Origin of the sequence: Ideonella alba (genome assembly GCF_018069845.1) — a bacterium.
In the GTDB taxonomy this organism is placed as follows: Bacteria; Pseudomonadota; Gammaproteobacteria; order Burkholderiales; family Burkholderiaceae_C; genus Ideonella; species Ideonella alba.
The window spans coordinates 316218-335398 of record NZ_JAGQDD010000001.1 but is presented as its reverse complement, the minus strand read 5'-3'; the positions used below and the strand labels follow the sequence as shown (position 1 = coordinate 335398).

General features: G+C 73.0%; 24 protein-coding genes. 10 read left to right on the top strand and 14 right to left on the bottom strand.

The features are described 5' to 3' along the window. Window positions 1-204: 204 nt before the first annotated feature. Entirely contained in the window at window positions 205-1149 is a 945-nt protein-coding gene (locus KAK03_RS01420; protein ID WP_210851344.1) for a LysR family transcriptional regulator, read from the top strand. On the opposite strand, the gene KAK03_RS01415 is transcribed toward KAK03_RS01420, so the two are convergent. From KAK03_RS01415 to KAK03_RS01390, 6 genes are all read right to left on the bottom strand, one after another. Next, window positions 1150-2511 carry an ATP-binding protein gene (locus tag KAK03_RS01415; protein ID WP_210851342.1) on the bottom strand — a complete coding sequence of 454 codons (1362 nt, stop codon included), beginning with the start codon at window positions 2509-2511 and terminating at the stop codon, window positions 1150-1152. Further along, window positions 2508-3176, bottom strand: coding sequence for a response regulator (locus KAK03_RS01410; protein ID WP_210851340.1), 669 nt, complete (start codon window positions 3174-3176; stop codon window positions 2508-2510). Before KAK03_RS01410 ends, KAK03_RS01415 begins: the two co-directional genes overlap by 4 nt. Further along, window positions 3176-3916 (bottom strand): cytochrome b/b6 domain-containing protein, encoded by a 741-nt coding sequence (locus tag KAK03_RS01405; RefSeq protein WP_210851338.1) that lies wholly within the window; start codon window positions 3914-3916, stop codon window positions 3176-3178. Before KAK03_RS01405 ends, KAK03_RS01410 begins: the two co-directional genes overlap by 1 nt. 10 nt (window positions 3917-3926) lie before the next feature. Continuing rightward, window positions 3927-4373: a diheme cytochrome c gene (locus KAK03_RS01400; RefSeq protein WP_210851336.1), complete on the bottom strand. Its 447-nt coding sequence runs from the start codon at window positions 4371-4373 to the stop codon at window positions 3927-3929. Between the two features lie 11 nt (window positions 4374-4384). Beyond that, window positions 4385-4768: a DUF1924 domain-containing protein gene (locus tag KAK03_RS01395; protein ID WP_210851334.1), complete on the bottom strand. Its 384-nt coding sequence runs from the start codon at window positions 4766-4768 to the stop codon at window positions 4385-4387. A 78-nt stretch (window positions 4769-4846) separates the two neighbouring features. Beyond that, window positions 4847-6043, bottom strand: coding sequence for an amino acid aminotransferase (locus KAK03_RS01390; protein WP_210851332.1), 1197 nt, complete (start codon window positions 6041-6043; stop codon window positions 4847-4849). Between the two features lie 153 nt (window positions 6044-6196). On the opposite strand from KAK03_RS01390, the gene KAK03_RS01385 reads away from it, so the two are divergent. The 4 genes from KAK03_RS01385 to KAK03_RS01370 are packed head-to-tail and all read left to right on the top strand — an operon-like array spanning window position 6197 to window position 7906. Then, window positions 6197-6541 (top strand): PspC domain-containing protein, encoded by a 345-nt coding sequence (locus tag KAK03_RS01385; protein WP_210851330.1) that lies wholly within the window; start codon window positions 6197-6199, stop codon window positions 6539-6541. Between the two features lie 11 nt (window positions 6542-6552). Then, window positions 6553-6741: a hypothetical protein gene (locus tag KAK03_RS01380; RefSeq protein ID WP_210851328.1), complete on the top strand. Its 189-nt coding sequence runs from the start codon at window positions 6553-6555 to the stop codon at window positions 6739-6741. A gap of 57 nt (window positions 6742-6798) precedes the next feature. Then, the gene (locus KAK03_RS01375; RefSeq protein ID WP_210851326.1) at window positions 6799-7494 is read left to right on the top strand and encodes a helix-turn-helix transcriptional regulator; all 696 of its coding nucleotides are present in this window, start codon (window positions 6799-6801) and stop codon (window positions 7492-7494) included. 43 nt (window positions 7495-7537) lie between these two features. Further along, the gene (locus KAK03_RS01370) at window positions 7538-7906 is read left to right on the top strand and encodes a VOC family protein (RefSeq protein WP_210851325.1); all 369 of its coding nucleotides are present in this window, start codon (window positions 7538-7540) and stop codon (window positions 7904-7906) included. Here the strand turns inward: KAK03_RS01370 and KAK03_RS01365 are convergent, their stop codons facing one another. Next, window positions 7907-8392 (bottom strand): TlpA family protein disulfide reductase, encoded by a 486-nt coding sequence (locus KAK03_RS01365; RefSeq protein WP_210851324.1) that lies wholly within the window; start codon window positions 8390-8392, stop codon window positions 7907-7909. Next, entirely contained in the window at window positions 8389-9555 is a 1167-nt protein-coding gene (locus KAK03_RS01360) for a DUF2332 domain-containing protein (protein ID WP_210851323.1), read from the bottom strand. Before KAK03_RS01360 ends, KAK03_RS01365 begins: the two co-directional genes overlap by 4 nt. 61 nt (window positions 9556-9616) lie before the next feature. Between KAK03_RS01360 and KAK03_RS01355 the strand changes: the two genes are divergently transcribed. Next, window positions 9617-10267, top strand: coding sequence for a Crp/Fnr family transcriptional regulator (locus KAK03_RS01355; protein WP_210851322.1), 651 nt, complete (start codon window positions 9617-9619; stop codon window positions 10265-10267). Between the two features lie 7 nt (window positions 10268-10274). Then, entirely contained in the window at window positions 10275-11198 is a 924-nt protein-coding gene (locus tag KAK03_RS01350) for an alpha/beta hydrolase (RefSeq protein WP_210851321.1), read from the top strand. On the opposite strand, the gene selD is transcribed toward KAK03_RS01350, so the two are convergent. Further along, window positions 11188-12252 carry a selenide, water dikinase SelD gene (selD, locus tag KAK03_RS01345; RefSeq protein ID WP_210851320.1) on the bottom strand — a complete coding sequence of 355 codons (1065 nt, stop codon included), beginning with the start codon at window positions 12250-12252 and terminating at the stop codon, window positions 11188-11190. The genes KAK03_RS01350 and selD overlap by 11 nt on opposite strands. Before the next feature lie 23 nt (window positions 12253-12275). Further along, the gene (gene egtB, locus KAK03_RS01340; protein WP_210851808.1) at window positions 12276-13577 is read right to left on the bottom strand and encodes an ergothioneine biosynthesis protein EgtB; all 1302 of its coding nucleotides are present in this window, start codon (window positions 13575-13577) and stop codon (window positions 12276-12278) included. Window positions 13578-13726: 149 nt separating this feature from the next. Between egtB and KAK03_RS01335 the strand changes: the two genes are divergently transcribed. Together KAK03_RS01335 and KAK03_RS01330 are read left to right on the top strand one after the other, a co-directional pair. After that, window positions 13727-14119, top strand: coding sequence for a thioredoxin family protein (locus tag KAK03_RS01335; RefSeq protein ID WP_247660858.1), 393 nt, complete (start codon window positions 13727-13729; stop codon window positions 14117-14119). 10 nt (window positions 14120-14129) lie between these two features. Further along, window positions 14130-14855: a cytochrome c biogenesis CcdA family protein gene (locus tag KAK03_RS01330; RefSeq protein WP_210851319.1), complete on the top strand. Its 726-nt coding sequence runs from the start codon at window positions 14130-14132 to the stop codon at window positions 14853-14855. Here the strand turns inward: KAK03_RS01330 and egtD are convergent, their stop codons facing one another. The 4 genes from egtD to KAK03_RS01310 are packed head-to-tail and all read right to left on the bottom strand — an operon-like array spanning window position 14856 to window position 17860. Then, a complete protein-coding gene (gene egtD, locus KAK03_RS01325; protein WP_210851318.1) occupies window positions 14856-15821 on the bottom strand; it encodes an L-histidine N(alpha)-methyltransferase in 966 nt (321 codons plus the stop codon). Window positions 15822-15850: 29 nt separating this feature from the next. Then, window positions 15851-16330 carry a glutathione peroxidase gene (locus tag KAK03_RS01320; RefSeq protein ID WP_210851316.1) on the bottom strand — a complete coding sequence of 160 codons (480 nt, stop codon included), beginning with the start codon at window positions 16328-16330 and terminating at the stop codon, window positions 15851-15853. Between the two features lie 52 nt (window positions 16331-16382). After that, window positions 16383-17243 carry a DMT family transporter gene (locus tag KAK03_RS01315; RefSeq protein ID WP_310738434.1) on the bottom strand — a complete coding sequence of 287 codons (861 nt, stop codon included), beginning with the start codon at window positions 17241-17243 and terminating at the stop codon, window positions 16383-16385. A gap of 2 nt (window positions 17244-17245) precedes the next feature. Next, window positions 17246-17860: a DedA family protein gene (locus tag KAK03_RS01310; RefSeq protein WP_210851312.1), complete on the bottom strand. Its 615-nt coding sequence runs from the start codon at window positions 17858-17860 to the stop codon at window positions 17246-17248. A 205-nt stretch (window positions 17861-18065) separates the two neighbouring features. On the opposite strand from KAK03_RS01310, the gene alr reads away from it, so the two are divergent. Further along, window positions 18066-19178: an alanine racemase gene (gene alr, locus KAK03_RS01305; RefSeq protein WP_210851310.1), complete on the top strand. Its 1113-nt coding sequence runs from the start codon at window positions 18066-18068 to the stop codon at window positions 19176-19178. The last annotated feature ends 3 nt before the right edge of the window (window positions 19179-19181 follow it).

The following is a 19181-nucleotide window of genomic DNA, read 5'->3' as shown; positions in this document are numbered from 1 at the left end:
CAGGGGAATGGGTCAGCGGTAACCGACCGGCGCACTGCGCAGTCGCCACGGCCAGCCGCGCAGCCACGCGGCGATGACTTGTCGCAGCGACGCGGCGCGGGGGCGGGCCAGAGGGGACGGGTGCAGGCTCATGGGGTGCAATCCTAGGGTTACCACCAGTGTTTGTCGACTGAATATTCTTCAAGTCAGATATAAATTTCAGGCATGTCTCGTCCCCAGGCCAATTTCCGCACGCTGGACCTGAACCTCTTGCGTGTGTTCGACACCCTGATGGCCGAGGGCAGCCTGACCCGCGCCGCCAGCCGCCTGGCGATGACCCAGCCCGCCGCCAGCCACGCGCTGCGCCGCCTGCACGACGCCCTGGGCGAGACCCTGTTCGAGCGCGGTGCGCGCGGCATGCAGCCCACGGCGCGCGCCCAGGCCCTGTGGCCACAGGTGCGCGCGGCGCTGGCGGGGCTGCAGCAGGCGCTGGCGCCGCAGGACTTCGACCCGGTGGCCGACCCGGTCAACTTCCGCCTGGCGATGGTCGACGCCACCGCGGTGCTGCTGATGCCGCACCTGATCGCCACCGTCGAGCGCAGCGGCGCGGCGGTCAACTTCCGCGTGCTGCCGCTGACCACGCGCGACCCGCGGGCGCTGCTGGCGCGCGGCGACGCCGACCTGGCGGTGGGCCATTTCCCCGACGCGATCACCGGCCTGGTGGCCGAGGGCGACACCGCCACGCTGCGCCACCAGCAGCTCTACGAGAGCCGCTATGTGTGCGTGATGCGCCGCGGCCACCCGCTGGCCGGGCGGCCGCTGGACCTGGACGCCTACTGCGCCGCGCAGCACCTGCTGGTGAGTTTCTCGGGCCGGCCGCACGGCTTCGTCGACCAGGCGCTGCTGGCGTTGGGCCGGCGTCGGCGCATCGTGCTGACGGTCAACCAGTTCTACACCGCCGGCCAGGTGGTGGCCGGCTCCGACCTGCTGACGGTGCTGCCGGTGTCCTTCCTGGGTGCCACCGGCGTGCCGGACGAATTGCTGACCTGCGAGCTGCCGTTCTCGCTGCAACCGATCCAGGTGGCGATGCTGTGGCACATGCGGCTGGACGCGGTGCCCGCCCAGGCCTGGCTGCGCCAGCAGGTGGCGCAGGCGCCGGGCCCGCAGTGATCAGGCCGCGGGCGGCCAGGCCACCTGCACCGACAACCCGCCCAGCCGCGCCGAGCGGCCCAGCGTGATGCCCAGCCCGCCCGCCTGGGCGATGCGCCGCACGATCGACCAGCCCAGGCCGCTGCCCGCCTGGTCCTGGGTGGCGCCAGCACGGAAGAAGCGCTCGCCCAGCCGCGCCTGGTCGGCCTCGGACAGGCCCGGGCCGCTGTCCTCCACGGTCCAGCGTGCGCCGTCCGGGCCGGCCTGGATCGTCACCTGCACGGTGGCGCCATCGGGGCTGTAGCGCAGCGCGTTGTCGACCAGGTTGCGCAGCAGCATCGCCGCCAGGGCCTCGTCCATCGCCAGCGCGCAGTGATCGGGGGCGTCCAGTTCCAGCGTCTGGCCCCGCGCCAGCGCCTGCGGCGCCAGCTCGCCCAGCAGCCGCCGCGCCATCACCGCGCCGTCGTGCACGCTGGCGGCGCGCTGGCCGGCGCTGCCGTCCAGGCGCGCCAGCGTCAGCAACTGCTGCACCAGGTGGACCGCGCGGTCGCAACCGGCGATCGTGGACTGCAGCGCGTGGCGGCGCTCGGCGTCGTCGGTGGCGCCCAGCGCCACCTGGGCCTGGGTGCGGACGATGGCGATCGGCGTGCGCAGCTCATGGGCCGCGTCGGCGGTGAAGCGGCGCTCGCCATCGATCAGCCGGCCGGTGCGCTCCAGCAGCGCGTTGAGCGCGTCCAGCGGCGCCTGCAGCTCGGTCGGTGCCGGATCGGACAGGGCCACCGGCGAGAGCTGCTGCGGCGCGCGCTGCCGCAGCACCTCGCCCAGCTCGCGCAGCGGCGCCAGGCCCTGGCGCACCGACCACCACACCGACAGCGCCACCAGCGGCAGCACCAGCAGCAGCGGCCCGAAGGTGCCCTGCAGCACCGGCCACAGCACGTCCAGCCGCACCTCCTCCTGCTCGGCCACGTAGACCTGCACGTCGTCCTCGGCGCCGTTGGCGGCAAACAGGCGCCAGGTGGCGCCGCGGTACTGGATGGTCTCGAAGCCTTCGCTCAGCGTGGACAGCGGCGCCCCGTCGGCGTTCGGCGAATGGGCGCCCAGGCGGCCCTCGTGCCAGACCTGGAAGGCGACCTTGCGCTCGTAGGGGTGGCCCTTGCGGCCCCCACCCAGTGCGTGTTCGATGGCCTCGCCGTCGTCATCGCCGTGTCCGCCCGACTGCTGTGCCACCAGCAGCGCGGCCGATTGCGACAGGTGGGCGTCGAACAGCTCGTCCAATTCGTGGCGTGCGTCCCAGGCGGTCCACAGCGCGGCCAGCAGCCACAGCCCGCCGACCATGGCCAGCGTGCGCAGCGCCAGGCGCAGCTGCAGCGAACGTGCCGTCATGCCGGCGGCGTGCGGGTGATGGTGTAGCCCACGCCGCGCACGGTGGTGATCAGCTCCGGGCGCAGCTTCTTGCGCAGGTGGTGGATGTGCACCTCCACCGCGTTGCTCTCCACCTCCTGGCCCCAGCTGTACAGGCTCTGCTCGAGCTGCTCGCGCGAGAGCACGCGCCCGGCGCCCAGCATCAGCGCCTGCAGCAGGTCGAACTCGCGCATCGACAGCGCCACCGGCTCGCCGTCCAGCGTCACCGTGCGCGCCGCCGGGTCCAGCGCCACGCCCTGGGCCTGCAGCTGTTCCTGCACCTGGCCGTGGGCGCGGCGCACCAGCGCGCGCAGGCGCGCGCCGAGTTCGTGCAGGTCGACCGGCTTGACGACGTAGTCGTCGGCACCGCCGTCGAGGCCGCGGATGCGGTCGTCGATGGCGTCGCGCGCGGTCAGCACCAGCACCGGCAGGTGGCCGCCGGCGGCGCGGGTCTGGCGCAGCACCTCCATGCCGTCCAGGCCGGGCAGGCCCAGGTCCAGCACGGCGGCGGTGTAGGCGCCGCTGCGCAGCTCGCGCTCGCCGGCCAGGCCGTCGCGCACCCAATCGACCTGGAAGCCCTGCTGGCGCAGGCCGGCGCGCAGGCCGTCGCCCAGCAGGGGGTCATCCTCGACCAGCAGGATGCGCATCAGTGACCTTCCTCGTCATCGTCGTCATCGTCGCCCAGCAGGGACTTCAAGGCCGCCAGCGGACCGGTGGCCGCGGGCGCGCCGACCGACGCAGTCTGCCACGACGCCCCCGGCTGCGGGGCGCTGTTCCACTGCCAGGTCCAGAAGCCCAGCACCGCCACCAGCAGGACAGCCCCCAGCGGCGCCCAGGCACGTTGCGCCGCCTCTTCAGGCCGGCCGTTCTTGCGGCCGGTGAACATCGCGCGCACCAGGTTCTCGCGGTGCGCCAGGCTGCCCACCAGCACACCCAGCAGGTGCACGCCCACCAGCAGCAGCATCAGGTTGGCGGCCAGTTCGTGGCCCTCTTCGGCCACATCGCCGCCCAGTTCGTTGTAGGTGGCCCAGCCCAGCGCGGTGGTCAGTACGGCCAGCGCCAGCAGGCCGACGATGGCCAGCGCCCCCGCCGGGTTGTGGCCGGTGGTGTGCGGCGCGCGGCCGGCCAGCAGGCCTTTCAGGTAGGCCAGCACCGCCGCCGGCCCACGCACGAAGCTGGCAAAGCGCGCCGGCTTGGTGCCCACCAGGCCCCACACCACGCGGAAGGCCACCAGCCCGGCCACGGTGTAGCCCAGCGTCACATGCAGCAGGCGCCAGCGCTCGCTCTCGGCGCTGAGCCAGGCGCCGGCGAAGCTCAGCACCAGCAGCCAGTGGAAGACGCGCACCGGCACGTCCCAGACGCGCACGCGGCTCATGGAGGTGTCCATCGCAGGCTCCTTATTTCGGGATGCGGATCTCGCGCTCGCGGAAGCTGCCTTCGGCGGCGCGGGTGTGGCAGGCGGCGCAGTTGCTGGCCGATTTGATCGAGGCGCGCTGGAACACGCCGGGGCCGGCCTCGTCGTGCTCGCGCACGAACCAGCGGCTGCGGGTCATGCGGTCCTCGGGCGGCGGATCGCCGCGGCCGGCGTTGGCCTGCAGCCAGTCGCCGATCGCCTTGGCGGTGGGCGCGTCCAGCGACGCATCGGTGCCGTAGTGCTTGCCCAGGCCACCCATCAGGTGCTGCCAGGACGAGGCCGGCAGGCCGCGCGCCGGGAAGGCCACGTGGCAGCTGCCGCACTCGGACTGGTAGGCCGGCAGCGGCGGGGTGCGGGAGCCGTGCTCGTCGGCCAGCGCCGACAGGGCGCTCAGGGCCAGCGCGGCGGTGGTGATCCAGGTCTTGATCATGGCCGGGCTCCTCACTTCAGCGTCAGCAGCCAGGCCAGCACGTCGGCCTTCTCACCGGCGGTGCACTCGCGGCCGACCACGTCGTTGCAGTTGCGGCGGAACCACTTCTCGGACTTGGCCAGCTCGGTGAAGCGCTCGGCATTGGCCGACGGCGCCAGCGGCTTGATCGCCTTGGAGGTGCTGGCGTGCTGGCCGGTGCCGGTGGGCGTGGCGCCATGGCAGCTGCTGCACGACCATTCCTTGCCGTGCTTGCTGGTGAAGAAGGCCTGGCCGCGCGCGGCCTGGGCCGGCGTGCCGGCCTGGGCGGTGTAGCCGGCCAGCAGCTCGGCGGGGGTGGCGGCCTGGGCCGCCAGGGCGCCGCCCAGCAGGGCGGCAAGGATCAGGGGCTTGAACATGGGCACTCCATCGGGAAGCGATGGTGCCCATGGTGGCCAAGGGGGCTTAGGCCCCTCTTAACGCCGGTCTGACGCGGATCAAACCGCCAGCACCGCCGCCATCGCCTGGGCCGTGCGCTCGACGTTGCCGGTGTTCAGCCCCGCCACGCACATGCGGCCCGAGCGCACCAGGTAGACGCCGAACTCCTCGCGCAGGCGGTCGACCTGGGCCGCGCTCAGGCCGGTGTAGCTGAACATGCCGCGCTGGGTCAGGAAGTAGCTGAAGTCGCGGCCCGGCACCTTGGAGCTGACCACCGCGTGCAGGCGCTCACGCATGGTCTTGATGCGTGCGCGCATGCCATCCAGTTCGGCCACCCACATCGCGTGCAGCTCCGGCGTGTTCAGGATGCTGGCCACCAGCAGGCCGGCGTGCAGCGGCGGGTTGGAGTAGTTGCGGCGGACCGTGGCCTTGAGCTGGCCCAGCACCAGCTCGGCCTGGGCCGCATCGGGGCAGACCACGCTGAGGGCGCCGCAGCGCTCGCCATAGACCGACAGGCTCTTGCTGAACGAGTTGGCCACGAAGAAGGACAGGCCCGAGGCGGCCAGCGCGCGCACCGCGTAGGCGTCGTCATCGACGCTGTCGCCAAAGCCCTGGTAGGCCAGGTCCAGGAAGGCGATCAGGCCGCGCTCCCTGAGCAGCGGGATCAGCGCGTCCCACTGCGCGGCGGTGAGGTCGACGCCGGTGGGGTTGTGGCAGCAGGCGTGCAGCAGCACCACGCTCTTCGCGGGCAGTGCACGCAGCGCTTCGCACATCGCCTCGAAGCGCAGACCGCCGGTGGCGGCGTCGTAGTAGGGGTAGGTGCCCACTGTCAGGCCGGCCCCCTCGAAGACCGCCTTGTGGTTGTCCCAGGTGGGGTCGCTGACCCAGATGCCGCTGCCGGGGAACCAGCGGGCGATGAAGTCGGCGCCCACCTTCAGACCACCGGACGAGCCCACGGTCTGGATGGTGGTGACGTGCCGCTCGGCCAGCGCCGGGTGGCCGGCGCCGAACAGCAGCGTCTGCACGCCCGAGCGGAAGGCCGCCAGGCCTTCCATCGGCAGGTAGGGCTTGGGGCCGACCTGGGCGGCAATGCGCGCCTCGGCCTCCTTCACGCAGGCCATCACCGGGATGCGACCGGCATCGTCGAAGTAGATGCCGATCGACAGGTTGATCTTGCCCTCGCGCGGGTCCTTCTGGAAGTTCTCGTTGAGGGTGAGGATCGGGTCGCCGCCGTAGGGCTCGATGTGCGCGAACATGGTGGGCTCGAAGAGAGGAAGGGGGCCCGGATTATCGCCGCCAGCGGCGTTTCGTCCCGCCGGGACCGCCCTTCGTCGCCCGGGGCTGGCGCCGCCGCCGCGACAGGCGCACAGTGCAGTCATCGAGTGATGGACCACCCCAAGGAGAACGCAATGTCCCTGCCCGACGACCTGGAACGCCTGGCCCGCCTGCATGCCGAGGGCCAGCTGAGTGACGACGAGTACGCCCGCGCCAAGGCGCAGCTGATCGCCGGCCCCTCGGTGGCCGGCCAGGTCAGCCGCGGCCTCAATGGCCTGCGCCGCCACCGCGATGACCGCTGGCTGGGCGGCGTCTGCGGCGGGCTGGCGGTGGCCACCGGCCTGGCCTCGTGGATCTGGCGTCTGGTCTTCCTGGGCCTGGCGCTGTGCGGCGGTACCGGCTTCGTGCTCTACCTGCTGGCCTGGTTCCTGGTGCCGCTGGCGGAGCGCCCGCTGCCGCCGTCGGCACAGATCGCCTGAGGAGCGCGGCCATGCTGAGCTTTCTGCTGTGGTGCCTGCTGTTCGTGCTGTGCTGGCCGCTGGCCCTGCTGGCGCTGGTGCTGTGGCCGCTGGTGTGGCTGATCACGCTGCCGTTTCGGCTGCTGGGGATGCTGATCTCCTGGCCCTTCGTCTGGCTGGCGGCGCTGATCTGGCTGCCGTGGCGCCTGATGCGCCACTGAGGCACGACCGAATGCGTACGATGGGCGGATGACTCCGCCCATCGCCGTTTCCGGCCCATGAGCCGCGCCGCACGCCTGCTGGATCTGCTGCAGCTGCTGCGCCGCCACCGCCGCCCGCTGACCGGCTTGGCCATCGCCGCCGAGCTGGGCATCAGCCTGCGCACGCTGTACCGCGACATCGCCACGCTGCAGGCGCAGGGCGCGGCCATCGACGGCGCGCCCGGCCTGGGCTACCAGCTGCGCGACGGCTTCCTGCTGCCGCCGCTGATGTTTGGTGCCGATGAGCTGGACGCCCTGGTGCTGGGCTGCCGCTGGGTGGCCGACCGGGCCGATCCGGCACTGGCCGCCGCCGCGCGTGACGCGCTGGCCAAGATCAGCGCCGTGCTGCCGCCCGAGCGGCGCATGGCGGTGGAGCACAGCGGCCTGCTGGTGGGCCCGGCCACGCCCGCCGAGCAGGACCCTGAGGCCCTGGCCACGCTGCGCCGCGCGATCCGCGCCGAGCACCGGCTGCGCATCGGCTACCGCGATGTCCACGGCGAGACCAGCCAGCGCGTGGTCTGGCCGCTGGCGCTGGGCTTCTTCGACCGCGTGCAGGTGCTGGTCGCCTGGTGCGAGCTGCGTGGCGCGCTGCGCCATTTCCGCACCGACCGCATCAGCACCGTGGACGACTTGACCGAACGCTACCCGCGCCGCCGCGCCACGCTGCTGGCCGAGTGGCGCGCCGAGCAGGGCATCACTGCTGACGGAATCTGACACGGCCCGGCGCGAGCATGGTGGCTCTTCAACGGAGATCCCCATGACCCACCCGAGCACCACCATCCTCTATGTCGCCGATCCGCTGGCCAGCGCCCGCTGGTGGGGCGAGCGACTCGCGCTGAAGCCGGTCGAGGCCTCGCCCGGTTTCGCGATGTTCGTGCTGCCCGGCGGCCTGCAGATCGGCCTGTGGAAGGCGCCCGACGTGCAGCCCGCCGCCGCTGCCCCCGGCGGCAGCGAGCTGACGATCACGCTGGCCAGCCGCGCCGAGGTGGGCGCGCTGCATGCCCAGTGGGCCGCGCAGGGCCTGCAGGTGCTGCAGCCGCCCACCGACATGGACTTCGGCCACACCTGCACCGTGGCCGACCCGGATGGGCACCGGCTGCGCGCGTTTGCGCCGCACGAGGCCTGATCAGCCCTGGGCGAGCCAGGCGTGCAACTGCGCCGGCTCCAGCGCCTTGGGCTGGCCCTTCCAGCGCACCACCTGGCCGCGATCCAGCAGCATCGCGTAAGGCAGCGCGCGGATGCCCAGCGGGCCCAGCAGGGCGCGCTGGGGGTCCAGCGCCACCGCCATCTGCAGCGGCACGCGTTCGGCGAAGCTGCGCACGGTGGCCGCCGGCTCGTCGGTCACCGCAACGATGCGCAGCGCCGGATAGCGCGTCAGCCAGGTGTTGAGCAGCGGCAGCGTCTGACGGCAGGGCTCGCACCATGTGGCCCAGAAGTACCACAGCGTCATCGTGCCGCCGGGTGGAGGCGGCGCCGCCAACCAGTCCAGCGGCGGCAGGTCGATGCGCGCATCGACACGCACGCCGTTGAACCAGTCCACCAGGCCCGCCTGCGCGGACACGGCACCCAGGCTGGCCAGGGTGGCCAGCGACGCCCTGCGTGTGATTGTCATCCAGGGCCAACGGCCTGGCTGGCGGGCGGGTTGACCGCCCACCACTGCAGCCACGCGCCATGCGGATGGCTGCGCGCGAGCAACGCCGTCTGCTGGCCCCAGCGCAGGCGCCAGAAAGTCTGCGCCGCCGGGTCGGCGCGGGCCTCGCCGGGCACCGGGTCGGTGGGCAGCGTGATGCCGCCAAGCGCCTGCGTGCAGCGCGCATCCTCGGCCGACAGCCAGGCCAGGCCGCGCTGGCGAACCAGCGTCTCGGCCTGCGCCGCAAAGCGGGCCAGTGCCGGGGCGTCGAAGTAGGCCAGCACCCAGCTGTGCAGCAGCACCGGCTGCACGCCGGGCGGCAGCGTGTCCAGCCAGCGGTTCAGCCGGGCCAGGCCGTCGTCGCAGCGCTCAACCGGGAACGGCCGCCGCCGCGCCAGTGCGGCGGCGGCCTGCAGACGGGTGTCGCGGTCGCGGTCGCGCGGCCACAGGCAGGCGCGCAGCCAGCGCAGCGCGTGGGGGTCGGCCAGGTCCACCGGCTGCAGGTCCACGCCCAGGCGGGCGTCGAGCTGCCAGGCCGGCGCGGTGGGCGGCACGGGGCCGTGGTGGCGGGCATCCAGGCGCAGCACGCCGTCGGCGGTGCTGCCGCACTCGTGCACGCCGTCGACGCCCTGGTAGCGGATGTGGCAGGCATCGACCTGCAGGTTCAGGCCGGCGCTGCAGCCGAAGTCGAACAGCGCCAGCCGCGTGCGGCCGCTGAGCGCCGCCACCTGCGCCAGGGCCGGCCACAGCACGCTGCAGCGGCCGACCTCGTTGGTCTGCGTGTGGCGGCGCGCCAGGGTGTCGGTCAGCGCGTGGTGGTGCTGCCGCACAAAGACATCGAGCGCCGCGCCCAGCGCCGGGTCCTCGGGCGAACGCGTGCCACCCACGCTGGCGTACCAGGCCCCCAGGCCCAGCGGCCGGCCATCGGCCAGCACGCGCTCGTGCAGCGCGGCCAGCAGCAGCGTGGCGCGGCGCTGGGTGGGTGGCGCAGCGTCATGCAGCGCGAGCAGCGCGGGCCGGCGCGCCACACGTCGGCACAGCTGCTGGTACAGCGGCTCTTCCTGGAATTCGTCGAAGCCGCAGCGCTCGTACAGCGCGGCGTCGGGGTGGTCAGCCAGGGGGCGGTGGAGGTCGTCGTCGTGCATGGTTCACAAGGCTAGCGGCCAGCGTCCCACCAGATTGTCCAACGTTGGACAATTGAGCACGATGGACGACGACGCCCGCCGCTTCCTGGACAGCCACTTCCCCGGCCTGCGCTGGCCGGCCGCGCTGGCGCCGCTGCTGCGCAGCCGCCGGGTGGCGCGCGGCGCGGTGATCGTGCCGCAGGGCGCCAGCGGCCACCCGCTGTACGGCGTGCTGTCGGGGGCGCTGGAGATCCGCCTGCTGGCGGCGGATGGCGGGGTGTCGGTGATCGAGCATGTCGGGGCCGGCCAGCTCTTCGGCCTGACCAGCCTGGCCACCGGCGCGCCGTCCAGCTACGAGGCGGTGGCCGCCGCAGCCACGCGGCTGCTGTGCATCGACGCCGCCGTCTACGCGCTGCTGATGGACACGGTGCCCGGTTTCGGCCGCGCACTGCTGCGCGAGTTTGCGCGGCGCCACGACGGCACGGTGCAGCAGCTGGCCGCCGCCCGGCTGCAGGGCGGCATGGAGCGGCTGACGCTGGCCCTGGCCCAGCTGCGCCGCGAGCAGGCGCCCGCCCCCGACGGGCACGGCGCGGTGCCGCTGCGCACCACCCAGCAGGCACTGGCCGAGCTGGCCGGGCTCTCGCGCCAGCGCGTCAACACCCTGCTGTCTCAGTTGGAATCCCAGGGCCGCGTGCAGCGCCGCTATGGCACGCTCTGGCTGCTGCCCGACTGACCGCCCCATGCGCCGCCACTTCCTCACCAGCCTGCTCGCGATGAGCCTGCCCGCCCTGGCCCAGCCTGCCCCTGCACCCGCCCTGCCCCGCCCCAGCCACGGCCGGCTGGAGCGCCTGCCCACCATTGCCTCGCGCCACGTGGATGCGCGCCCGGTCGACGTCTGGCTGCCCGACGACTACGACGCCCGTGTCGCCCGCGGTGAGCGCTTCGCGGTGCTCTACCTGCACGACGGCCAGATGCAGTTCGACGCCGCCACCACCTGGAACCACCAGGCCTGGGCGATCGACCGCGCCGTCACCCGTCTGGTGGCCGAGGGCCAGATGCCGCCGGTGATCCTGGTGGCGGTGTGGAACAACGGCCGCTGGCGCCACAGCGAGTACCTGCCGCAGAAGTTCCTGCCGCACCTGCCCGAGGCCTTCCGCGCGCGCTTCGTCGCCGAGGCGCTGCACGGCCAGCCGCAGTCCGACGCCTACCTGCGCTTCCTGGTCGAGGAGCTCAAGCCGCTGATCGACGCCCGCTACGCCACCCACACCGGCCCTGCGCATACCGCGGTGATGGGCTCCAGCATGGGCGGGCTGATCTCGGTCTATGCGCTGTGCGAGTACCCCCAGGTCTTCGGCGCCGCGGCAGGCCTGTCCACCCACTGGATCGGCATCTTCCAGCCCAACGAGGACCTGCCCGGCGCGGCCCGTGCCTACCTGCGCGAGCACCTGCCCGACCCGGCCACGCACCGGCTGTACCAGGACCACGGCACGACCGAGCTGGACGCGCTGTACCCACCCTACCAGCCGCCGGTGGATGCGCTGGTGCGCGCGCGCGGCTACACCGACGCCAACTACCTGAGCCGGGTCTTCCCCGGCACCGGCCACAACGAAACCGCCTGGGCCGAGCGGGTGCACATCCCGTTGGCCTTCCTGTTCAGGCGCTGAGCGCCAGGCCCTGCCCCGCCGCCATCCGCCCCACCACCGCGGCCTGCGCAAAGCCGTGGCGGGCGAACACCGCCTGCACCGCGTCCAGCGCCTCCGGGGCGCAGGCCACCAGCAGGCCGCCGCTGGTCTGCGGGTCGGTCAGCAGCGCGCGGTCGACCTCGGCAAAGTTGGCGGGCAGGCTCACCTCGGCGCCGTAGCCGGCCCAGTTGCGGCCCGACGCGCCGGTGACGAAGCCCTGCTCAGCCAGCGCCCGCACGCCCGGGTGCAGCGGCACCGCGCGCCAGTCGATCTGCGCCTGCAGGCCGGCGCCGCGCGCCATCTCCAGGCCGTGGCCGGCCAGGCCGAAGCCGGTGACGTCGGTGATCGCGTGCACGCCGTCGATCTGCGCCAGGTCGGGGCCCGGGGTGTTCAGCGCGGTGGTGCTGGCGATCATGCGGGCGTAGCCCTCGGCGTCGAGCGCGCCCTTCTTCAGCGCCGCGCTCATCACGCCCACGCCCAGCGGCTTGCCCAGCACCAGCAGGTCGCCCTCGCGCGCGTCGGCGTTGCGCTTGACGCGCGCCGGGTGCACCAGGCCCAGCGCCACCAGGCCGTAGATGGCCTCGACCGAGTCGATCGTGTGGCCGCCGGCCACCGGAATGCCGGCGGCACGGCAGACGCTGGCGCCGCCTTCCAGGATGCGGCCGATGGTGGCGGTGCTGAGGCGGCCGATCGGCATGCCCACCAGCGCCAGCGCCAGGATCGGCCGGCCGCCCATCGCGTACACATCGCTGATCGCGTTGGTGGCGGCAATGCGGCCAAAGTCGAACGGGTCGTCGACGATGGGCATGAAGAAGTCGGTGGTGGCAATCAGCGCCTGCTCGTCGTTCAGGCGGTAGACGGCGGCGTCGTCCGCGGTCTCGATGCCCACCAGCAGCTCGGGCGGCAGCGGCATCGCTGCGGTGCCGCGCAGGATCTCGGACAGCACACCCGGAGCGATCTTGCAGCCGCAGCCCCCGCCGTGCGAGAGCGAGGTCAGGCGGGGTTCTTCCAGGGAGGTCGGGAGCATGTCGGTCATCGCGCGATTGTCCCGGATGGGCGTCAGCGCAGGTCGCGCGCCAGCCGCAGGCCGGTGAACTGCCAGCGCGCCTCGGCCGGGAAGAAGTTGCGGTAGCTGGCGCGGCCGTGGCCCCCGGGCGTGGCGAACGAGGCGCCGCGCAGCACCGACTGGTTGGCCATGAACTTGCCGTTGTATTCGCCCACCGCGCCGCCCCAAGGCCGGTAGCCGGGGTAGGCGGCATAGGCGCTGGCGGTCCATTGCCAGGCCTCGCCGAAGGCCTGGCGCAGGCCACCGTCGGCCCCGGCCGCACTGGCATGCAGCCACTGCGCAGCGGGGTCGCGCAGCGCGCGGCGTTCGGGGTCGGCGTGCAGGCGGCGCGCGGCGTGCTCCCACTCCTGCTCGGTGGGCAGGCGCAGCGGCAGGCCGGTCTGCGCGGCGGCCCAGCGGGTATAGGCATCGGCCTCAAACAGGTTCAGGTGCAGCACCGGCTCGGCGGGGTCGGGCTGCTGCACGCCATGCAGCGTGAACAGGCCGTCGCCGGGCGCCGGGCCCTCCCAGTACAGCGGGGCCTGGGCACCGCTGCGCTGCACCCAGGCCCAGCCGTCGGACAGCCACCAGCGCGGGCTGCGGTAGCCGCCATCGGTGATGAAGGCGGCGTACTCGGCCACGCTGACCAGGCGGTCGGCCAGCGCGTGCGGCGCCAGCCAGTGCGGGTGGCGCGGGTCCTCGTTGTCGAAGCCGAAGCCGGTGCCGTCGTGGCCGATGTCCACCCGGCCGCCGTCGCAGACCAGCCAGCCCATCGCCTGCTCGGCCGCCGTCGCGGGCCGCGGCGGCGCATCACGGTACGCCGGGCGCAGCGGGTTGGCCGACAGCAGGTGCTTCAGGTCGGTCAGCAGCAGTTCCTGGTGCTGCTGTTCGTGGTGCAGGCCCAGCTCGACCAGGCCGGCGCTGACGCGCTCGGGCTGCTGCAGCAGCAGCCGCGCCAGGCGCTCGTCCACCGCCGCGCGGTAGGCCCGCACCTCGGCCAGCCCGGGGCGGGTGATCAGGCCGCGCTCGGCGCGCGCATGCTGCGGGCCGATGGCCTGGTAGTAGCTGTTGAACAGCACGCGGTAGGCCGGGTGGTGGGGCCGGAAGCCAGGCTCGGCGGCTTCCAGCACCAGGGTCTCGAAGAACCAGGTGGTGTGCGCCAGGTGCCACTTGGCCGGGCTGGCGTCGGGCATGCTCTGCGCCTGCGCATCGGCCTCGCTGAGCGGCGCGGCCAGCGCCTCGGTCTGCGCGCGCACGGCGCGCAGGCGCTGCAGCAGCGTGGCGGCGTCGGCGGGAGACGGCGGTTCGGTGGACAGCGGCGGCACGCTCGGCCCGGTGGAAGCTCGATCGGCGGCCAGTATCACCGAAGCGCCTCGCCCAGCTGTAAGGAATCGCCCCGCTCGTGCGACAGAGGGGAATCACCGGCCGTCGGCCGGAGCTGTGTCCACCGATCGAAGGAGTCCCCATGATGAACCGCCGCTGGCTGCTGGGCAGCCTGTTCGCTGCCGCCCTGTCCACCCTGGCCCCGCTGGCCCAGGCGCTGGAGACCCTGCCCTACACCGCCCAGGCCCTGGCCGCGGCCCAGCAGGCCGGCCAGCCGGTGGCCCTGCACTTCCATGCCGACTGGTGCCCCACCTGCCGCCAGCAGACCACGGTGCTGAAGCAGCTGAAGGCCGACCCGGCGCTGAAGCTGACCGTGCTGGTCGTCAACTACGACAACGAGAAGGACCTGCGCAAGGCGCTGCAGGTGCGCACCCAGTCCACCGTCATCGTCTACCGCGGTGCCACCGAAAAGGCCCGCATCGCCGGCGAGACCGCGCCCGACAAGATCCGCGCCGCGCTGCAGGCCGCGCTCTGATTGGTCAGCGATGCTGTCCTTGCCTGAACTCGGCCTGAGCCTGGCCGCCGGCAGCCTGACCACACTCAGCCCCTGCGTGTTCCCACTGTTGCCCTTGGTGCTGGGCGGCGCGCTGCAGGCCAGTCGGCTGGCGCCGGTGGCGCTGGGCCTGGGCATGGCCAGCGCCTTTGCCGGCATCGGCATGCTGCTGGGCGCCGCGGGCCCGGCCCTGGGCCTGGATGGCGATGTGGTGCGGGTGGCCGGCGCCTGGCTGCTGATCGGCTTCGCGCTGGTGATGCTGATCCCCGCCTGGAACGAGCGCTTCACGCAGCTGATGGCGCCGCTGGCCAGTGGCGCCAATGCGGCTTCATCGCGCCTGTCGGGCGGCTCGCTGGCCAGCGCCTTCGGCCTGGGCGCCGTGCTGGGCCTGGTCTGGAGCCCCTGCTCCGGCCCGCTGCTGGCCTCGGCGCTGACGCTGGTGGCCAGCGAGGGCGGTGTGGCGCGCGGCGGCCTGATCCTGGGTGCCTTCGGCCTGGGGGCGGCGATCCCGCTGGTGGCGGTGGCTTATGCCTCGCGGGCCGGCTTCCAGCGCGTGCGCGGCTGGGTGCTGGGGCGCATCGGCCTGGTCAAGAACGCCTTTGCACTGCTGCTGGGCGGCATGGGCGTGCTGATCCTGACCGGCGGCGACAAGTGGCTGGAAGCCCGCGTCAACGCCTGGTTGCCCGAGGGCTGGCTGGCGCTGACGACGCTGTTCTGATCAAGCCGCCAGCACCACCGAGAACCAGCCTGCGTCGTCGCTACAGTGCTGGCAGCTGCGGTAGCCCGCGTCGTGCAGCAGCGCGTCGAACGCCTCGGGCGTCCACTTGTAGGAATGCTCGGTCAGCAGGCGCTCGCCGGCGGCGAAGCGGCGCTCGCCGCCGGGCCAGTGCACGGTGGTGGCGAGGCGGGCCTCGAGGTGCATCTCGATGCGCGAGGCGGCCGCGTCGTAGAAGGCCACGTGGCGCCAGTCGTCCAGCCGGAAGTTGCTGCCCAGCACCCGGTTCAGGTGGCGCAGCAGGTTCAGGTTGAAGGCCGCGGTCACGCCCAGCGCGTCGTCGTAGGCCGCTTCCAGCACCGGGATGGCCTTGACGCGGTCGACGCCGATCAGCAGCGCCCCGCCCTGGCTGAGCGCACGCGCCTCGCGCAGCAGGCGCAGCGCCTGCTCGGGCGCGAAGTTGCCGATGCTCGATCCTGGGTAGAAGACCAGCGACGGCCCGGCATCGGTGCCCAGCGCCTCGGGCGGCAGCGCCAGGCGGGCCGAGAAGTCCAGGCCCACGCCCACCAGTGCCAGCGCCGGGTGGGCCGGCTGCAGCGCCCGCAGCGCCTCGCGCAGGTAGTCGACCGAGATGTCCAGCGCCACAAAGCGCCGCGGCCGCAGCACCCCGAACAGCGACGCGGCCTTGCGGCAGCTGCCGGCGCCGGGCTCGATGATCACCGGCCGCGGGCCCAGGCGCGCGTGCACCGCCGCCGCGATCGCGGCGCCGTGGCGCTCGAAGATCGCCGCCTCGGTGCGGGTGGGGTAGTACTCGTCGAGCGCGGTGATCGCCTCGAAGAGGCGCGAGCCCAGCGCGTCGTAGAAGAACTTGGGCGACACCGCCGCCGGCTGCGCCAGCAGGCCCAGCGCGGCCTCGCGGGCCAGTGCGCCGGGATCGATCCGGTGCAGCTCCAGGAACAGCGGGCTCATCGGGCCGAGTCGCTGTCCGGGCGGTCCGCTCAGAGCGCCGCTTCGATGTCGGTGGCGATCTTCTCGGGGGTGTCCTGCGGCGCGTAGCGCGCCAGCACCGCGCCGTCCCGGCCGATCAGGAACTTGGTGAAGTTCCACTTGATGGCCTCGCTGCCCAGCAGGCCCGGCTTGGCCTTCTTCAGGTACTGCCACAGCGGGTGCGCGCCGCTGCCGTTGACCTCGACCTTGGCCATCATCGGGAAGCTGACACCGTAGTTCAGCTCGCAGAAGGACGAGATCTCGTCATTGCTGCCCGGGTCCTGACCGCCGAACTCGTTGCTGGGAAAGCCCAGCACCGTCAGGCCCCGCTCGCCGTAGCGCTCCCACAGCGCCTGCAGGCCCTTGAACTGCGGCGTGAAGCCGCAGGCGCTGGCGGTGTTGACGATCAGCAGCACGCGGCCGCGGTAGTCGGCCAGCTTCACCGGCTTGCCGTTGATGTCGGTGGCGTCGAAGTCGTAGAGGCTGGGCATGTCGCGCTCCGCAGGGCAGGGCCCCGATGCTAGCGCCGAAGCCAAATCCCCGTCAGGGCCGCAGCGCCGCCAGCGCCGCCGCGCCCAGGATCAGGCCACCGCCGATCAGCAGTTGCGGCGTCAGCACGCCGGCGCCCAGCAGCAGCGCCGAGCCGCTGGCCCACAGCACCTCGGTCAGCATGATCACCGCGGTCACGTTGGCCTTCAGGCGCGACACGCCGTACTGCAGCGCCAGGTTGCTGGCCAGGAAAACGCCGCCCATCGCCACCGCGCCAGCCAGCCAGGGGCCCGGCGGCGGCGGCGGCGGGGCCTGCAGCGTCAGCGCCAGCACGGTGGAGACCAGGCAGCCGCCGACGAACATCGCCAGGCCGCGGCCGCCGCCACTGCGGTGCGCCTCGCGCCGCAGCAGGATGTTGTTGACCGCGAAACTGAAGCCGCCCAGCAGACCCAGCAGGTCGACCGGCGCCACCGCCAGCGCGCGGCCGGGCTCGGTGGGCCACAGCACGGTGGCCGCGCCGGCCAGCCCCAGGGCCACGCGCAGCACTGCGCTGCGCGTGATCGGCTCATGCAGCACCAGGCGCGCCAGCACCACCGCCCACAGCGGCATCACGTAGAACAGCAGGATCACCCGCACCACGTCGCCCGCGGTGACGCCCCAGTTGAAGCTGGCGTTGGTGGTGCCGGCCGCCAGCAGGATGCCCCACAGCGGCGGCGAGCCGGCCAGCTCGCGCCAGGCCCCGGGGCTGCGCCAGCTGATCGCGGCCGACGCGACGGCAAAGATGATGGCGGTGGCCCACAGCGGGTGCAGACCGGCGTCGTGCAGCTGGCGCATCGGCCACCACGACAGGCCCCAGGTCATGGCATTGAACAGCAGCCCGCCGACGGCGGCGGGCTGGAGCGCACCGTGCGGCACTGTCAGAGCTGCCGCTCGCGCTGGCGGCGGCGCCACCAGACCACGCCCACGACCACGAGCACCACGCCCAGCAGACCGAAGATGCCGTACTGGAAGTTGTGCACCATGCGCCACATCCAGTCCCAGTTGCGCGCCCCGAAATAGCCCAGGTAGACCCAGATCGGCACGCTGATCAGCGCGGCCAGGCCGTCCATCAGGAACCAGGTGCCGAAGCCCACGCGGTGGCTCATGCCGGCGGTGAAGAACACCGGCGTGCGCAGCCCGGGCAGGAAGCGGGCGACGAACATCACCCAGCGGCCGTACTTGGCGAAGGCGCGCTGCGCCAGCTCGAAGCGCTCGGGCGTCAGCACGCGGCGGAAGAAGGGCCAGCGCATCACCTTGGCGCCCTGGAAGCGGCCGACGGTGAAGACCAGGCCGTCGCCGATCAGCACGCCGGCCATGCCCACCGCGAACATCGTGTGGGGGTCGGCATAGCCCAGGCCGGCGATCACGCCGCCGGTCACCAGGGTCACGTCCTCAGGCACGGGAACACCGAAGCCGCAGATCAGCAGCATGGTGAAAACCGCCAGGTAGCCGTATTCGGTGAAGAGGGGAAGCAGCGCGTTGAAGACGTCCATGGCGGCGGTGGCGTCGACCCCGCGCGGGCGGCCGCTGCAAGACGGCCAGCGGCCCGGCAGGCGGGCCGGAAACCGCGAATTTACCCCAGCCGGGGCACCAGCCGGGTGCGCCAGACCCGCACCGAACCGAGGAAATCACGCCCCACCCTCTGGCACACTGCCCGGCGCCCCCCTGTCCCGACACCCCTTTTTTCCCCGCCCGGCCATGCCCCGCCCGATCGAAGCCCTCGTCCACACCGCCGCCCTGGCCCACAACCTGGCCCGCGCCCGCGAACAGGCCGGCGATGCCCGCGTCTGGGCGGTGGTCAAGGCCAATGCCTACGGTCACGGCATCGAGCGCGCCTTCGAGGGCCTGCGCGCCGCCGACGGTTTCGCGCTGCTGGATCTGGCCGAGGCCGAGCGCCTGCGCGCGCTGGACTGGCGCGGCCCGATCCTGCTGCTCGAAGGCGTGTTCGAGCCGCGCGACCTGGAGCTGTGCTCGCGCCTGAACCTGTGGCATGCGGTGCACTGCGAGCAGCAGATCGACTGGCTGGCCGCGCACAAGACCCACCAGCCGCACCGGGTGTTCCTGAAGCTCAACAGCGGCATGAACCGCCTGGGCTTCACGCCGCGCGCCTTCCGCGCCGCCTGGGCGCGCCTGAATGCGCTGCCGCAGGTGGACGAGGTCTCGCTGATGACCCACTTCTCGGACGCCGATGCCAGCCGCCACGGCGGCGACGGCATCGCCCACCAGCTGGCCGCCTGGGACGAGGCCACCCATGACCTGCCCGGCGAGCGCAGCCTGGCCAACAGCGCCGCCACGCTGCGCCACCTGGAACGTGCCGGCGTGCGCGCCGACTGGGTGCGCGCCGGCATCATGAGCTACGGCGGCGTGCCCGATTACCCCGAGCACGACGCCGCCCACTGGCGCCTGCAGCCGGCGATGACGCTGCGCTCGCGCCTGATCGGCATCCAGCACCTGCAGCCGGGCGACACGGTGGGCTACGGCAGCGCCTTCACCGCCGAGGTGCCGATGCGCATCGGCATCGTCGCCTGCGGCTACGCCGACGGCTACCCGCGCCATGCCGGCACCGGCACGCCGGTGCTGGTCGACGGGCTGCGCACCCGCAGCATCGGCCGGGTGTCGATGGACATGCTGGCGGTGGACCTGGAGCCGGTGCCGGCGGCGCAGCTCGGCAGCGAAGTGACGCTGTGGGGCCAGGGCCCGCGCGGCACGCGGCTGGACATCGACGAGGTGGCGCGCGCCGCCGGCACCATCGGCTACGAGCTGATGTGCGCAGTCGCGCCGCGCGTGCCCATCCACGCCGAGCCGCTCTGAGGC

What these genes read in the sequence shown, in the direction of transcription:
- KAK03_RS01420 (WP_210851344.1), top strand. Translation starts at nt 205, where the DNA reads ATGTCTCGTCCCCAGGCCAATTTCCGCACGCTGGACCTGAACCTCTTG.
- KAK03_RS01415 (WP_210851342.1), bottom strand. Translation starts at nt 2,511, where the DNA reads ATGACGGCACGTTCGCTGCAGCTGCGCCTGGCGCTGCGCACGCTGGCC.
- KAK03_RS01410 (WP_210851340.1), bottom strand. Translation starts at nt 3,176, where the DNA reads ATGCGCATCCTGCTGGTCGAGGATGACCCCCTGCTGGGCGACGGCCTG.
- KAK03_RS01405 (WP_210851338.1), bottom strand. Translation starts at nt 3,916, where the DNA reads ATGGACACCTCCATGAGCCGCGTGCGCGTCTGGGACGTGCCGGTGCGC.
- KAK03_RS01400 (WP_210851336.1), bottom strand. Translation starts at nt 4,373, where the DNA reads ATGATCAAGACCTGGATCACCACCGCCGCGCTGGCCCTGAGCGCCCTG.
- KAK03_RS01395 (WP_210851334.1), bottom strand. Translation starts at nt 4,768, where the DNA reads ATGTTCAAGCCCCTGATCCTTGCCGCCCTGCTGGGCGGCGCCCTGGCG.
- KAK03_RS01390 (WP_210851332.1), bottom strand. Translation starts at nt 6,043, where the DNA reads ATGTTCGCGCACATCGAGCCCTACGGCGGCGACCCGATCCTCACCCTC.
- KAK03_RS01385 (WP_210851330.1), top strand. Translation starts at nt 6,197, where the DNA reads ATGTCCCTGCCCGACGACCTGGAACGCCTGGCCCGCCTGCATGCCGAG.
- KAK03_RS01380 (WP_210851328.1), top strand. Translation starts at nt 6,553, where the DNA reads ATGCTGAGCTTTCTGCTGTGGTGCCTGCTGTTCGTGCTGTGCTGGCCG.
- KAK03_RS01375 (WP_210851326.1), top strand. Translation starts at nt 6,799, where the DNA reads ATGAGCCGCGCCGCACGCCTGCTGGATCTGCTGCAGCTGCTGCGCCGC.
- KAK03_RS01370 (WP_210851325.1), top strand. Translation starts at nt 7,538, where the DNA reads ATGACCCACCCGAGCACCACCATCCTCTATGTCGCCGATCCGCTGGCC.
- KAK03_RS01365 (WP_210851324.1), bottom strand. Translation starts at nt 8,392, where the DNA reads ATGACAATCACACGCAGGGCGTCGCTGGCCACCCTGGCCAGCCTGGGT.
- KAK03_RS01360 (WP_210851323.1), bottom strand. Translation starts at nt 9,555, where the DNA reads ATGCACGACGACGACCTCCACCGCCCCCTGGCTGACCACCCCGACGCC.
- KAK03_RS01355 (WP_210851322.1), top strand. Translation starts at nt 9,617, where the DNA reads ATGGACGACGACGCCCGCCGCTTCCTGGACAGCCACTTCCCCGGCCTG.
- KAK03_RS01350 (WP_210851321.1), top strand. Translation starts at nt 10,275, where the DNA reads ATGCGCCGCCACTTCCTCACCAGCCTGCTCGCGATGAGCCTGCCCGCC.
- selD (WP_210851320.1), bottom strand. Translation starts at nt 12,252, where the DNA reads ATGACCGACATGCTCCCGACCTCCCTGGAAGAACCCCGCCTGACCTCG.
- KAK03_RS01335 (WP_247660858.1), top strand. Translation starts at nt 13,727, where the DNA reads ATGATGAACCGCCGCTGGCTGCTGGGCAGCCTGTTCGCTGCCGCCCTG.
- KAK03_RS01330 (WP_210851319.1), top strand. Translation starts at nt 14,130, where the DNA reads ATGCTGTCCTTGCCTGAACTCGGCCTGAGCCTGGCCGCCGGCAGCCTG.
- egtD (WP_210851318.1), bottom strand. Translation starts at nt 15,821, where the DNA reads ATGAGCCCGCTGTTCCTGGAGCTGCACCGGATCGATCCCGGCGCACTG.
- KAK03_RS01320 (WP_210851316.1), bottom strand. Translation starts at nt 16,330, where the DNA reads ATGCCCAGCCTCTACGACTTCGACGCCACCGACATCAACGGCAAGCCG.
- KAK03_RS01310 (WP_210851312.1), bottom strand. Translation starts at nt 17,860, where the DNA reads ATGGACGTCTTCAACGCGCTGCTTCCCCTCTTCACCGAATACGGCTAC.
- alr (WP_210851310.1), top strand. Translation starts at nt 18,066, where the DNA reads ATGCCCCGCCCGATCGAAGCCCTCGTCCACACCGCCGCCCTGGCCCAC.